Source organism: Streptomyces antarcticus, from assembly GCF_026627255.1.
GTDB classification, from domain to species: Bacteria; Actinomycetota; Actinomycetes; order Streptomycetales; family Streptomycetaceae; genus Streptomyces; species Streptomyces antarcticus.
This window is the reverse complement of sequence record NZ_JAPNLM010000001.1, coordinates 187,177-200,438: the sequence shown is the minus strand read 5'-3', so window position 1 is coordinate 200,438 and position 13,262 is coordinate 187,177. Positions and strand designations below refer to the sequence as shown.

The following is a 13,262-nucleotide window of genomic DNA, read 5'->3' as shown; positions in this document are numbered from 1 at the left end:
AAAAATGGGGGAAGTTGTGAGCGTAGCGGCACCAACCGAACGCGCCCTGTGCCCGACCGGCGGCAATTCTCTGTCGAAACGTTATGAACGAGAGGGGCGGGCCGTGTCGCACGACACAACCCGCCCCTCCCGCGCGAGACCTGAACCGTGCTATTTAAGCCGTGCCATGAGGGCGTGCTCGACGAGGGTGATGAGTGCGCTCTTGGCGTCCGCGCGGTGGCGGGCGTCGGTGGTGATGATCGGGGCGTCGGGGCCGATCTGGAGGGCTTCGCGGACTTCTTCGGGGGTGTAGGGCTGGTGTCCCTCGAAGCCGTTGAGCGCGATGACGAAGGGCAGGCCGCTGTTCTCGAAGTAGTCGACGGCGGGGAAGCAGTCGGCGAGGCGGCGGGTGTCGACGAGGACGATGGCGCCGATGGCGCCGCGGACGAGGTCGTCCCACATGAACCAGAAGCGGTCCTGGCCCGGTGTACCGAAGAGGTACAGGATCAGGTCCTGGTCGAGGGTGATGCGGCCGAAGTCCATGGCGACCGTGGTGGTCGTCTTGTCACCGGTGTGGGTGAGGTCGTCGATTCCGGCGCTCGCGCTGGTCATGACGGCTTCGGTGCGCAGCGGGTTGATCTCGGAGACCGCGCCGACGAACGTGGTCTTGCCCACGCCGAAGCCGCCCGCCACCACGATCTTCGCGGAGGTGGTGGAGCGAGGAGCCGCTCCGCCGCTAGAGCTTGCGAAGTCCACTGAGCACCCTTTCGAGCAAAGTCACGTCCGGCGTGCCGCCGGCCTCTCCGTTGCCCGGCTGGTGGATGGCCACCATTCCGGCCTCCGCCAGGTCGGCGACGAGGATCCGGGCGACACCGAGCGGCATCGACAGCAGTGCAGAGACCTCCGCGACCGACTTGACCTCTCGGCACAGGGTGCAGATGCGCTGGTGCTCGGGGAGCAGGCCGGAGAGGTGCATCGGATCGGCGGTGGTGCTGACCAGCGCCTCTATGGCGAGCTGGTAGCGGGGCCGGGTCCGGCCGCCGGTCATCGCGTACGGACGCACCAGCGGCTGGTCGCCTTCCGAGTACGAATCTCCGTACGCATCGGGATAGGCGGGGGGCGGGGTCATTGATCCTCCGGGCTGGACAGCAGTGGTCAGCGTGCCGTCTGACGGGGCGGCCGGTGGGGGGACGGTATGACGGCCTGTCGGGGGTACTGGGTTCCGGGGCGCGGGCCCCGGTCTCCCGGCCGGAAGTACCGTCCGGCCGGGAGGGGAGAGGTCAGATGAGCAGGCTTCCCTGGAGCTCGGCGCGCAGGTCCGGGGTGAGGACACTGCCCGCACGGTCCACGAGGAGGGCCATTTCGTAGCCGACGAGGCCGATGTCGCACTCGGGGTGCGCCAGGACGGCCAGTGAGGATCCGTCCGAGACGGACATGAGGAAGAGGAATCCCCGGTCCATCTCGACCACGGTCTGGTTGACGGCGCCGCCCTCGAAGATCCGGGAGGCGCCGGCGGTGAGGGAGGTCAGACCGGATGCCACGGCCGACAGCTGGTCGGCGCGGTCGCGCGGGAATCCTTCGGACATGGCCAGAAGGAGTCCGTCGGCGGAGACCACCACGGTGTGGGACACCCCGGGGGTGTTGTCCACGAAGTTGGTGATCAACCAGTTCAGGTTCTGTGCCGCCTGGCTCATCGAACTCAACTAACGCTCCTGCTGATAAGTGGGGTCGATGTGGTAACTGCCGGTCGCCGGACCGCTCGTGCCGGCTTGACGGCCCTGCTGGATACCGCGTCGCAGGTTGGTCAGACGGCCCCGGACGTCGTCCGGGGACCGGGAGACCTGCGGGCCGGTCTGCTCCTCCGCCTGCTGCTGCTGCGCCGTGCCGGCCACGAGGTTCGCCCGCGGGACCCGGCGGGGCAGCCCCGAGGTGGTGATGCCGCCGGCGGCGGGCTGGCGCACGCGCTCGGCCTGCCGCATCAGCTCGTCGTTCGGCGAGGAGCGCCAGCTGACCGTCGGCATCGCGCCGGTGGCCGCCGCGGCGGGCTCGGCCGCCTGCTCCTGGCCGCGCTGCGGCAGCTGCTGCTGCGGAGCGGGCGCCGGGGCGGACTGCTGCGGCTGCTGGGGTACGCCCGGCCCCTGCGCGGGGGGCTGCTGCCCCTCCTCGCGGAACCAGTTCGACTCCAGCGTGTCGAAGATCGGGCTGCGCGCCTCCCGGGCGCCGGGCGCCGGCGGCAGCGCCTCGGGCCGGGGGACCGGCGGCAGGCCGGGAGCCTCCGGACGCCGGGGCGGTACGGGCGCGTAGTCCGCGCCGGGCTGCGGAGACTGCGGTTGCTGGTACTGCTGCGGCTGGGGCTGCTGCGGGGCCTGGGGCTGCGGGGCCTGGGGGGCGAAGCCGCCGACACCGGGACCGCCCGGCCGCTGGGGCTGGTACCCCGGGCGCTCGAACTGGCCGGTGGAAGACGGGTCCGCGGGTCCGCGCAGCTCCGGGCGCTCGAACTGGCCGGTGGAGGACGGGTCCAGGGGACCGCGTACGTCCGGGCGCTCGAACTGTCCCGTGGTGCTGTTCAGGCCGTCGCCCTGGGGCATCGGGGCGTTGAAGTCCGGGCGGGGGAACTCGGAGGTCGAGCCGGGGCCCGACAGCTCGTCGTGGCCGCGCGCCTGGTCGGCGCCCCAGCTGGTGGTCTGCGGACCGGGAAGCTCCGGACGCGGGGCACCGCCGCGCGGCGGCAGCTGCGGCCGGGGGCCGCGCGAAGCCGGAGCGGCGGGCTGCTGGGGCTGCTGCTGCGGCTGGGGCCGCTGGAAGCCGTTGCCCTGGGGGAACCCGGCGGGACCGCCGGAGGCCGGGGACGGGGACACCGGACGCGCCTGCGGGCCGCCCGAGAGGCCGCCGCCGGCGAAGCCGCCCGCGGGACCGCCGGGGAAACCGGCCGCCGCGCCGCGGCCCGGCAGCGGGGCACCGGATCCGAAGGCGCCCTGACCCTGGCCGAAGGCGCCCTGGCCCTGGCCGGTGGTGGTCGGCCCGGACTGCGGACGGCCGCCCGGCGCACCGGGACCGCCCTGCTGCGGGAGACCACCCTGCGGGGACTGCTGGCCCTGCGGCCGCTGCTGGCCCGCACCCTCGCGCCCCGGGAGGGCGGCGCGCTGGCCGGCTCCGGAGACCTGGCCGCGCTGGGGCGCCGTACCCACGGGGGGACGGGCGCCGCCGGGCACGGAAGCCTGTGCGCCGGAGCCGCCCGGGGCGCCGCCGGGGCCGCCCTGGTTCGGCATCGGAGCCGGCTTCTTGCCGCCCTGGGCGACGTCCACCGGCAGCATGACGAGGGCCGTCGTACCGCCCGAGTCGGAGGGGCGCAGCTGGATGCGGATGCCGTGTCGCAGGGACAGGCGGCCGACCACGAACAGGCCCATGCGGCGGGAGACGGAGACGTCCACGATCGGCGGGGCGGCGAGCCGCTCGTTGATCGCGGCGAGGTCCTCGGGGGACAGGCCGATGCCGGTGTCGTGGATCTCGACGAGCACGCGGCCGTCCGGCAGCGCGTGGCCGGTGACCTTGACCTTGGTCTGCGGGGAGGAGAACGAGGTGGCGTTCTCCAGCAGCTCGGCGAGCAGGTGCACGAGGTCGTTGACGACGCGGCCGGCGACATCGGTGCCCGGCACTGACGTGAGCTCGATGCGCTCGTACTGCTCCACCTCGGACGCGGCGGCGCGGAGCACGTCGACGAGCGGGACGGGGCGGGTCCACCGGCGGCCCGGCTCCTCGCCCGCGAGGACGAGGAGGTTCTCGCCGTTACGGCGCATGCGGGTCGCGAGGTGGTCGAGCTTGAAGAGCGAGGACAGCTGGTCCGGGTCGGCCTCGCGCGACTCCAGCTCGGAGATGAGCGAGAGCTGACGCTGGATGAGGCCCTGGGAGCGGCGCGAGAGGTTGGTGAACATCGCGTTGACGTTGCCCCGGAGGAGGGCCTGCTCGGCGGCGAGGCGGACGGCCTCGCGGTGCACGTCGTCGAAGGCCGCGGCGACCTGGCCGATCTCGTCGCGGGTGTGCAGGCCGACCGACTCCACGGAGGTGTCGACGTCCTGCGGGTCGGACTCGGAGAGCTGCTTGACGAGCTCGGGCAGGCGGTCCTGGGCGACGCGCGTCGCGGTGTCCTGGAGGCGGCGCAGCGAGCGGATCATCGACCGGGCCATGACGAAGGCGCCGACGAGGGAGACACCGAGGACGAGGAGGATCAGCGCACCGTTGAGGATGGCGTCCTGCTGGGACTCGTTCTTGAGCTCTCGGGCCTTCTCCTCCATGTCCTCGAGCAGGGTGAGCTCGATGACCTTCATGGCCTGGAGCTTGACGCCGTCGGCGTCGTACCAGTCCATCCAGGACCGGTACTGCTGCTCCTTGGCGAACTGCCCCTCGGTGCTCAGGACGCGGCGGGTGAAGTGGTCGGCCTTGCCGATCTCCTGGTTGCCGTCGCCGAGCGCGGCGAGGAGCTCTTCGGGCTTGCCCTGGTAGACGAGCTCGAAGGTCTTCTTCGCCTGGCTCTCGCCGCGGAGGGCGGAGAGTGCGTACAGACGGTCGTTCTCGCCCAGGCTGCCCTGCCGCTCACCGCTGTCGGGGAGCGAGGCGGCGATGACCGCGCGCTGGATGGAGGCGTACTCCTTGGCGGAGGAGAACGCCGCCAGGGCGCGCGTGCGCTTGATCATCTCGGGGTTCGAGGTGGCCTGCGCCATGTCCTGGGACAGCGACAGCAGCGAGACGATCAGCGCGTTGTACTCGGTGATGGTCTGCTGGGCGCCGTTGGCGTAGGCCTTCTTGCGGATGTCCTCGATGCCGGTGAGCTGGCGGCCGATCTGGAGGATGTTGTTGCGGATCGACTTGAGCGTCTCGTCCTTGTCCTCCGCGCTGTCGACCTTGTCGGTCGCGGAGGCGAAGGCCATGGCAGCGGTGTCGGTCTGCTCCCGGACACCGTCGACGATGCTGTTGCTCTTGCCGTTCTTGGTGATCGACATCGGACCCGCCGACATGTCCCGCTCCTCCTGGAGCATGGCGGCCAGGTTGGTGGCCTGCCGGGTCATGGTCGTCAGCAGCTGCATGTGCTCCAGCTGGGCGATGTCGTTCATCGAGTCGTTGATGCGGAAGCCGCCGAGCGTGGTGGCCGCGACGACGGGAAGGGTCAGCAGCGACACCAGTCGCGTGCTGATGCGCCAGTTCTGCATGGCGAGGCGAGAGCCGGGCCCGCTGGGGGCCTTCGGTATCGCCACGTCCTGCGTCGCCGGCGCTGCCTTTACGGCCGCCTTGCCCTTGCCGGGCTTCCCGCGACCCTTCGCCTTGACCGCGGTGGAGGCGTCGGGGCTCGCGCCTTCGACAGCCGGCCCGCGGTTCTGGGCGTGCTGGGGCGAGGAGCCGCGGTCGGTCCCGCCGCGGGGCTCCTGCTCCGCGGCAGCGTCCCCACGGCCTTGGCGGGCCTGGGGAGACCCCTTGCCATCCCTCTTGAATCGTCCCTGCACTAGCGTCGCAACCTCTGGACCAGGCGCCCTACCGGGTGAACGGCGGGACGGTGTCGAGTCGTGGGGCACTAACGGCCCCATGTGTGGTCGTCGGTGACCGGCGCGTTTCCCTCTCCTTGCCACCGCGCTCGGCGCTGGGTCGCGCCACCTGCGCGCCGACTGTTTCCGCGGCGGTCCCGCGAATTCCAGCACAGTGGAGGATCTCCAACAAGGTGCGTGTGTCGGCCCGGGGGGTCGGTGACGGCACGTGACAGGCGGGCTACGCGATGTGGGGCTGCTTTCGGGATGAACCGGACTTACGCCAACCAAACACCAAGGCTGGCAAGGTGTCCCAGTCGCGATGATCAGGAGCGGAATGGCGCATTCAGTGGCGCAATGTCCGCTTTGTTAGCCGCAATTGACTGCCCGTTATGCCTACTATGTCGGCTCACGGGTGAGCAAACTCACACAGCCGTGGCCATTACTTCCCGGTTCGGCGGGGGATTTAGATGTTTAGCCTTGCCTCTTCAAGGGTTGGCGCCAGGGTGGCGCACGCGACAGCCGACATCCGCAGACCGAACCGAGGACCCCGAACTCCGATGAAGACGACGACGATGTTCCGCAACATAGCCAACCCCCGCCGCACCACCCTCGCGCACCTGAAGGACGCAGAGGAGCTGCAGGCGGCCCCGGCCGTCCCGGACCACGCCGTCGAGCTGCCGACGCAGACCGCGAACCCGCGCCGCACCATCCTGATGGACGCGCCGGTCGCCGCCGCGCAGTAGGCACCTCGCGAACGGACGCGAATCGCCCCCGTCCGCCGCGTTAGCCTGGAGTCCGCAGACTCCAGCCAGCGGACATACAGAGGGGCAGACGCAACACGTGCGCATCGCCAGGTTCTCCATCGACGGCAATGTCGCGTTCGGCGCGGTCGAGGGCAGCACTGCCCCCGGCGCCGAGGGTGAGCTCGTCCTCGACATCATCAAGGGGATTCCGTTCGCGGACTTCGAGCTCTCCGGGGTCAAGGTCCCGCTCGGCAAGGTCCGGCTGCTGCCGCCCGTGCTCCCGAACAAGGTCGTGGCCGTAGGCCGCAACTACGCGGAGCACGCGGCGGAGCTCGGGCACTCCGTCGTCGACGGCCAGGGCCGCCTCGAACCGCCGATCACCTTCTTCAAGCCCTCCACCTCGGTGGTCGGCTCCGGCGACCCGATCACGTACCCCTCCTTCTCGCAGGACCTCCACCACGAGGCGGAGCTCGCCGTGGTCATCGGCCGCATGTGCCGCGAGGTCCCCAAGGAGCGGGTCAAGGACGTGATCCTCGGCTACACCTGCGCCAACGACGTCACCGCGCGCGACGTCCAGCAGCGCGAGAAGCAGTGGGCCCGCGCCAAGGGCTTCGACAGCTCCTGCCCCCTCGGCCCCTGGATCGAGACCGACCTCGACCCGAGCGATCTGACCATCCAGTGCACCGTCAACGGCGAACAGCGCCAGCTCGGCCGCACCAGTGACATGGTCCGCTCCATCGAGGACCTGATCGTCCACATCTCCGAGGCCATGACGCTGCTCCCGGGCGACGTCATCCTCACGGGGACCCCGGCCGGAGTCGGCCCCCTGAACGTCGGCGACGAGGTCGCCGTCACCATCGAAGGCATCGGCACTCTCACCAACAAGGTGATCAAGCGTGGCTAACGCGAACTCCCCCAAGCTCTCGACTTCGCTCGGACAAGGGGTAACCCCGCGCGTACGTTTCTGTCCCTCCCCGACCGGCAACCCCCACGTGGGCCTGGTCCGCACCGCCCTCTTCAACTGGGCGTTCGCCCGCCACCACGGCGGCACGTTCGTCTTCCGCATCGAGGACACCGACGCGGCGCGCGACTCCGAGGAGTCGTACGAGCAGCTGCTGGACTCGCTGCGCTGGCTCGGCTTCACCTGGGACGAGGGCCCCGAGGTGGGCGGCCCGCACGCCCCGTACCGCCAGTCCCAGCGCATGGACATCTACGCGGACGTGGCGAAGAAGCTCCGGGACGGCGGCTACGCCTACCCCTGCTACTGCACCACCGAGGAGCTGGACCAGCGCCGCGACGCCGCCCGCGCGGCCGGCCGCCCCTCCGGCTACGACGGCCACTGCCGCGACCTGACCGACGGGCAGAAGGCCGCGTACGAGACCGAGGGCCGCACCTCGATCGTCCGCTTCCGGATGCCCGACGAGACGATCACCTTCACCGACCTGGTCCGCGGCGAGCTCTCCTTCACCCCGGAGAACGTGCCGGACTTCGGCATCGTCCGGGCCAACGGCGCCCCGCTCTACACGCTGGTCAACCCGGTCGACGACGCGCTGATGGAGATCACCCACGTCCTGCGCGGCGAGGACCTGCTGTCCTCCACCCCGCGCCAGATCGCCCTGTACAAGGCACTGACCGAGCTGGGCATCGCCAAGGGCGTCCCGGACTTCGGGCACCTCCCGTACGTCATGGGCGAGGGCAACAAGAAGCTCTCCAAGCGCGACCCGGAGTCCTCGCTCAACCTGTACCGCGAGCGCGGCTTCCTCCCCGAGGGCCTGCTGAACTACCTCTCGCTCCTCGGCTGGTCCTTCTCCAAGGACCAGGACATCTTCTCGATCGAGGAGATGGTCGCGAAGTTCGACATCCCGGACGTGAACGCCAACCCGGCCCGCTTCGACCTGAAGAAGGCCGAGGCCATCAACGCCGACCACATCCGCCTGCTGGACCCGAAGGCCTTCGCGGACGCCTGCGGCCCGTGGCTGCGCGCCCCGCACGCCAACTGGGCCCCCGAGGACTTCGACCCCGAGGCCTGGGCGGCCATCGCGCCGTACGCCCAGACCCGGGTGACCGTCCTGTCGGACATCACCGCCAACGTCGACTTCCTGTTCCTGAAGCAGCCGGTCGAGGACCAGGCTTCGTGGGACAAGGCGATGAAGGGCGAGCCGGCGGCCCTGCTGACGACCGCCCGCGAGAACCTCGCCGCCGCCGACTGGAACGACCCGGAGTCGCTCAAGCAGGCCGTCCTGACCGCCGGAGAGGCCCACGGCCTCAAGCTCGGCAAGGCGCAGGCGCCGGTCCGCGTGGCCGTCACCGGCCGCACGGTCGGCCTGCCGCTCTTCGAGTCCCTGCAGATCCTGGGCAGGAAGCGCTCGCTCTCCCGCGTCGACGCCGCCCTGGCGAAGCTCGCCGGCTGACCGCCGCGCCGCGCACACGAGGCCCGGGCCCCCCGGAAGCACGCTTCCGGGGCCCGGGCCTCTTCGGCCGTATCCGGGGTGCGGCCGGCGGCCTCCTCGCATACTTGGCCCATGGTGATCAGGGCCGTGCTGTGGGACATAGACGACACGCTGTTCGACTACACCGGGGCCGACCGGGCCGGGCTGGCGCGACAGCTCGCCGACGAGGGCCTCGAGGGGCGGTACGGGTCCCCCGCGCGGGCGCTGGCACTGTGGCGCGAGATCACCGAGCGGAACTGGGCGCGCTTCGCCGCCGGGCAGGTCGGCTTCCAGGAGCAGCGCCGCGACCGGGTCCGCGACTTCCTCGGCACCCCCGCCATGACCGCCGCCGAGACGGACTCCTGGTTCGACCGGTACGTCGCGCACTACAAGGCCGCCTGGGTCGTCTTCCCCGACGTGGTGCCCGTACTGGACTCCCTCGCCGGCGGCTACCGGCACGGGGTGCTCACCAACTCCTCCGTCGCCAACCAGGACCCCAAGCTGCGCCACCTCGGGCTGCGCGACCGCTTCGAGATCCTGGTCTGCGCCGCTGAGCTCGGGGTGAGCAAGCCCGAGGCCGCCGCCTTCCTCGCCGCGTGCGAGGCGCTCGGGCTGCCGCCGGGCGAGGTGGCGTACGTGGGCGACCAGCCCGAGATCGACGCCCGGGGGGCCCGTGACGCCGGCCTGCTGGCGGTCTGGCTGGATCGCGACGGCGCCCGCGGGCCGGGGCCCGGGGGCATCCACCGCATCGAGGGGCTTGACCGGCTCCCGGAGCTGCTGGCAGGGGATACCCGTTTTGGAGCACGGTCAGGCATCCGGTAATGTTCTTTCTGCGCCGCCGAAGCGGGCCGAAAGGCCGGACGGAGGCGCCACCCGAAAGAAAGCCCCGATAAGGGGTTGACTTATGGTGGGGTATAGTGTAATTGGCAACACGAGGGTTTCTGGTTCCCTTATTCTAGGTTCGAGTCCTGGTACCCCAGCGCAGTGCAAGAAGTAACGCAGTGCTTTGCCCCCGTTGTGTAGCGGCCTAGCACGCCGCCCTCTCAAGGCGGTAGCGCCGGTTCGAATCCGGTCGGGGGTACAGATCCTTCCCGCGAGATCTCCAGGGTCGCACCCGGACGTCTTGATGCAGGATCGCTAGGGCCCCCGTTGTGTAGCGGCCTAGCACGCCGCCCTCTCAAGGCGGTAGCGCCGGTTCGAATCCGGTCGGGGGTACTGGTCTGGTCTAGACCATTTTGGGCTATAGTGTAATTGGCAACACGAGGGTTTCTGGTTCCCTTATTCTAGGTTCGAGTCCTGGTAGCCCAGCGCAGTACAGAGTGATACCAGCTGGCCCCCGTTGTGTAGCGGCCTAGCACGCCGCCCTCTCAAGGCGGTAGCGCCGGTTCGAATCCGGTCGGGGGTACGCATCGAAGAGGCCCTCCGCGATCATCGCGGAGGGCCTCTTCGCCGTTTCCGGGCAGGTCCCCCGCAGTCGCAAGTGCGGGCCCGGAGGCGCGTGTTCGGACGTGTGCGGCGTCGACGCGCCCCCGGGCCCGGGGGAGTGGCGGGGGAGGTGGGTACCGGGAGGGTCAGCCGGTGCGCCGCAGGGCCTCCGTGAGGCGTGCGGCCGCGTCGATGACGGCCTGGGCGTGCATCCGGCCCGGGTGGCGGGTCAGCCGCTCGATCGGGCCGGAGACCGACACCGAGGCCACCACCCGGTTCGAGGGGCCGCGCACCGGCGCCGACACGGAGGCCACGCCGGGCTCCCGCTCGCCGATCGACTGGGCCCAGCCCCGGCGGCGTACGCCCGAGAGCGCCGTCGCCGTGAAGCGCGCGCCCTGGAGGCCGCGGTGGAGCCGCTCGGGCTCCTCCCATGCCATCAGGATCTGCGCGGCCGAGCCCGCCTTCATCGGGAGGGTGGAGCCCACCGGGACGGTGTCCCGCAGGCCCGACAGCCGCTCGGCGGCCGCCACGCAGATGCGCATGTCTCCCTGACGGCGGTAGAGCTGCGCGCTCTCCCCCGTCACGTCCCGGAGGTGGGTGAGTACCGGTCCCGCCGTGGCCAGCAGGCGGTCCTCGCCGGCCGCGGCGGCGAGTTCCGCCAGCCGCGGACCGAGGATGAAACGTCCCTGCATGTCCCTCGCCACCATCCGGTGGTGTTCCAAAGCCACGGCAAGGCGATGCGCCGTGGGTCGTGCGAGCCCTGTCGCCGCGACCAGCCCGGCGAGGGTGGCCGGACCGGACTCCAGTGCGCTCAATACCAGAGCTGCCTTGTCGAGAACGCCGACGCCGCTAGAGTTGTCCATGAAACGATATTCGCGTCTCACACTGTGAAACGCAAGTTCAATTTTTCCAAGAACCAGCGAGTCTGTATGTGCGGGTCCACGAACCACTGGGTCCGAGCCGTCGTCCGGTGCGTGGGGTACGGGCGATCAGGCGCAACAGATCTCTATGAAGCGCCGGCACAACCTGCCGGCCGGAGGGAAAGCGATGGGTAGGACACTCGCGGAGAAGGTCTGGGACGACCATGTCGTCCGGCGCGCCGAGGGCGAGCCCGACCTCCTCTTCATCGATCTGCACCTGCTGCACGAGGTGACCAGCCCGCAGGCCTTCGAAGGGCTGCGCCAGGCCGGCCGGCCCGTCCGGCGCCTCGACCTCACCATCGCGACCGAGGACCACAACACCCCCACCATCGACATCGACAAGCCGATCGCGGACCCGGTCTCCCGGGCCCAGCTGGAGACGCTGCGCAAGAACTGCGCCGAGTTTGGGGTACGCCTGCACTCGCTGGGCGACGTCGAGCAGGGCGTCGTCCACGTGGTGGGACCGCAGCTCGGCCTGACCCAGCCCGGCACCACCGTGGTCTGCGGCGACTCCCACACCTCCACGCACGGCGCCTTCGGCGCGCTGGCCTTCGGCATCGGCACCAGTCAGGTCGAGCACGTGCTGGCCACCCAGACGCTCCCGCTGGCCCGCCCCAAGACGATGGCCATCACCGTCACCGGCGCGCTGGCCGAGGGCGTCACCGCGAAGGACCTGATCCTGGCCATCATCGCCCGGATCGGTACCGGCGGAGGCCAGGGCTACATCCTGGAGTACCGCGGCGAGGCCGTCGAGCAGCTGTCGATGGAAGCCCGCATGACCATCTGCAACATGTCGATCGAGGCCGGTGCCCGCGCGGGCATGATCGCCCCCGACGAGACCACCTTCGAATACCTGCGGGGCCGTGACCACGCGCCGGCCGCGGGCGAGGAGTGGGACGAGGCGGTCGCGTACTGGAAGACGCTGCGCACCGACGACGACGCGGCCTTCGACGCCGAGGTCGTCATCGACGGCACCACCCTGTCCCCGTTCGTCACCTGGGGTACCAACCCGGGCCAGGGCGCGCCGCTGTCCGCCCACGTCCCCGACCCGGCTTCGTACGAGGACGCTTCGGACCGCAACGCCGCCGAAAAGGCCCTGGAGTACATGGGGTTGACCGCCGGGCAGCCGCTGCGGGACATCAGGGTCGACACCGTCTTCGTAGGTTCCTGCACCAACGGCCGCATCGAGGACCTGCGCGCGGTGGCCGGGATCATCGAGGGCCGCAAAGTCGCCGACGGCGTACGGATGCTGGTCGTACCCGGCTCGGTCCGGGTCGCGCTGCAGGCCGTGGAGGAGGGCCTGGACAAGGTCTTCAAGGAGGCCGGGGCCGAATGGCGGCACGCGGGCTGTTCGATGTGCCTGGGCATGAACCCCGACCAACTGGCGCCCGGCGAGCGCTCCGCGTCCACCTCCAACCGCAACTTCGAGGGCCGGCAGGGCAAGGGCGGGCGGACCCACCTGGTCTCCCCGCAGGTGGCCGCCGCCACCGCGGTACTGGGCCATCTGGCCTCGCCCGCCGACCTGTCCGACGCCCACGCGACCGCCGGAGTCTGAACACCATGGAAGCCTTCACCACCCACACCGGCCGGGCCGTCCCGCTGCGCCGCAGCAATGTCGACACCGACCAGATCATCCCGGCCCACTGGCTGAAGAAGATCACCCGCGACGGGTTCGAGGACGGCCTCTTCGAGGCCTGGCGCAAGGACCCGGAGTTCATCACCAACCGCCCCGAGCGCGCGGGCGCCACGGTGCTGGTCGCCGGCCCCGACTTCGGCACCGGCTCCTCGCGCGAGCACGCCGTATGGGCCCTGCAGAACTTCGGCTTCAAGACGGTCATCTCCTCCCGCTTCGCCGACATCTTCCGCGGCAACTCGCTGAAGAACGGTCTGCTGACCGTCGTGCTCCCGCAGGAGACGGTCGAGAGGCTGTGGAAGCTGACCGAGGCCGACCCGAACGCCGAGATCACCGTCGACCTGGTCGACCGCCAGGTGCGGGCGGAGGGGGTCGTCGCGGAGTTCGAGCTCGACGACAACGCCCGCTGGAGGCTGCTGGAGGGGCTGGACGACATCTCGCTCACCCTTCAGAACGAAGGGGACATCTCCGCGTACGAAAGCACCCGACCGGCCTTCAAGCCCCGCACGATTCGGCTCTGATTCCAGCCTGATCAGCGCTTATTCGCCATTTGGCGACCACATCGACAACACTGTGCCCCCCACCGTCCGGTGGGGGGCACAGCTGTGTGTTGAGGC

The 13,262-nt window shown here is 70.5% G+C and carries 11 protein-coding genes and 5 tRNA genes; 11 read left to right on the top strand and 5 right to left on the bottom strand.

Going from position 1 to position 13,262, the window contains the following annotated elements:
* Nucleotides 1-150: 150 nt before the first annotated feature.
* The 4 genes from OTB16_RS00930 to OTB16_RS00915 all read right to left on the bottom strand — a co-directional run bounded on the left by OTB16_RS00930 (nt 151) and on the right by OTB16_RS00915 (nt 5,474).
* Complete coding sequence (locus OTB16_RS00930) at nt 151-735, bottom strand: GTP-binding protein (RefSeq protein ID WP_267717651.1); 585 nt, start codon at nt 733-735, stop codon at nt 151-153.
* Entirely contained in the window at nt 716-1,108 is a 393-nt protein-coding gene (locus tag OTB16_RS00925; protein ID WP_007266775.1) for a DUF742 domain-containing protein, read from the bottom strand. Before OTB16_RS00925 ends, OTB16_RS00930 begins: the two co-directional genes overlap by 20 nt.
* Before the next feature lie 151 nt (nt 1,109-1,259).
* Nucleotides 1,260-1,673: a roadblock/LC7 domain-containing protein gene (locus tag OTB16_RS00920; RefSeq protein WP_324290143.1), complete on the bottom strand. Its 414-nt coding sequence runs from the start codon at nt 1,671-1,673 to the stop codon at nt 1,260-1,262.
* 9 nt (nt 1,674-1,682) lie between these two features.
* Entirely contained in the window at nt 1,683-5,474 is a 3,792-nt protein-coding gene (locus OTB16_RS00915) for a sensor histidine kinase (RefSeq protein ID WP_267717649.1), read from the bottom strand.
* 578 nt (nt 5,475-6,052) lie between these two features.
* On the opposite strand from OTB16_RS00915, the gene OTB16_RS00910 reads away from it, so the two are divergent.
* The 9 genes from OTB16_RS00910 (at nt 6,053) to OTB16_RS00870 (ending at nt 10,072) form a co-directional block, all read left to right on the top strand.
* Nucleotides 6,053-6,238, top strand: a complete 186-nt coding sequence (locus OTB16_RS00910; RefSeq protein ID WP_267717647.1) for a hypothetical protein — start codon at nt 6,053-6,055, stop codon at nt 6,236-6,238.
* A gap of 97 nt (nt 6,239-6,335) precedes the next feature.
* Entirely contained in the window at nt 6,336-7,142 is an 807-nt protein-coding gene (locus tag OTB16_RS00905) for a fumarylacetoacetate hydrolase family protein (protein ID WP_267717646.1), read from the top strand.
* Nucleotides 7,135-8,649: a glutamate--tRNA ligase gene (gene gltX, locus OTB16_RS00900; protein WP_267717645.1), complete on the top strand. Its 1,515-nt coding sequence runs from the start codon at nt 7,135-7,137 to the stop codon at nt 8,647-8,649. Before OTB16_RS00905 ends, gltX begins: the two co-directional genes overlap by 8 nt.
* Before the next feature lie 111 nt (nt 8,650-8,760).
* Nucleotides 8,761-9,489, top strand: coding sequence for an HAD family hydrolase (locus OTB16_RS00895; RefSeq protein ID WP_267717644.1), 729 nt, complete (start codon nt 8,761-8,763; stop codon nt 9,487-9,489).
* Between the two features lie 86 nt (nt 9,490-9,575).
* Nucleotides 9,576-9,647 (top strand) — tRNA-Gln (locus OTB16_RS00890).
* A gap of 28 nt (nt 9,648-9,675) precedes the next feature.
* Nucleotides 9,676-9,748 (top strand) — tRNA-Glu (locus tag OTB16_RS00885).
* A 61-nt stretch (nt 9,749-9,809) separates the two neighbouring features.
* Nucleotides 9,810-9,882: transfer RNA gene (locus tag OTB16_RS00880), tRNA-Glu, on the top strand.
* Between the two features lie 21 nt (nt 9,883-9,903).
* Nucleotides 9,904-9,975 (top strand) — tRNA-Gln (locus OTB16_RS00875).
* 24 nt (nt 9,976-9,999) lie between these two features.
* A tRNA-Glu gene (locus OTB16_RS00870) sits at nt 10,000-10,072 on the top strand.
* A 166-nt stretch (nt 10,073-10,238) separates the two neighbouring features.
* On the opposite strand, the gene ndgR is transcribed toward OTB16_RS00870, so the two are convergent.
* Complete coding sequence (gene ndgR / locus OTB16_RS00865) at nt 10,239-10,955, bottom strand: IclR family transcriptional regulator NdgR (protein ID WP_150517662.1); 717 nt, start codon at nt 10,953-10,955, stop codon at nt 10,239-10,241.
* Nucleotides 10,956-11,139: 184 nt separating this feature from the next.
* Between ndgR and leuC the strand changes: the two genes are divergently transcribed.
* Together leuC and leuD are read left to right on the top strand one after the other, a co-directional pair.
* Nucleotides 11,140-12,567: a 3-isopropylmalate dehydratase large subunit gene (gene leuC, locus OTB16_RS00860; protein ID WP_267717643.1), complete on the top strand. Its 1,428-nt coding sequence runs from the start codon at nt 11,140-11,142 to the stop codon at nt 12,565-12,567.
* Between the two features lie 5 nt (nt 12,568-12,572).
* Nucleotides 12,573-13,166, top strand: coding sequence for a 3-isopropylmalate dehydratase small subunit (gene leuD / locus OTB16_RS00855; protein WP_267717642.1), 594 nt, complete (start codon nt 12,573-12,575; stop codon nt 13,164-13,166).
* Nucleotides 13,167-13,262: the final 96 nt, after the last annotated feature.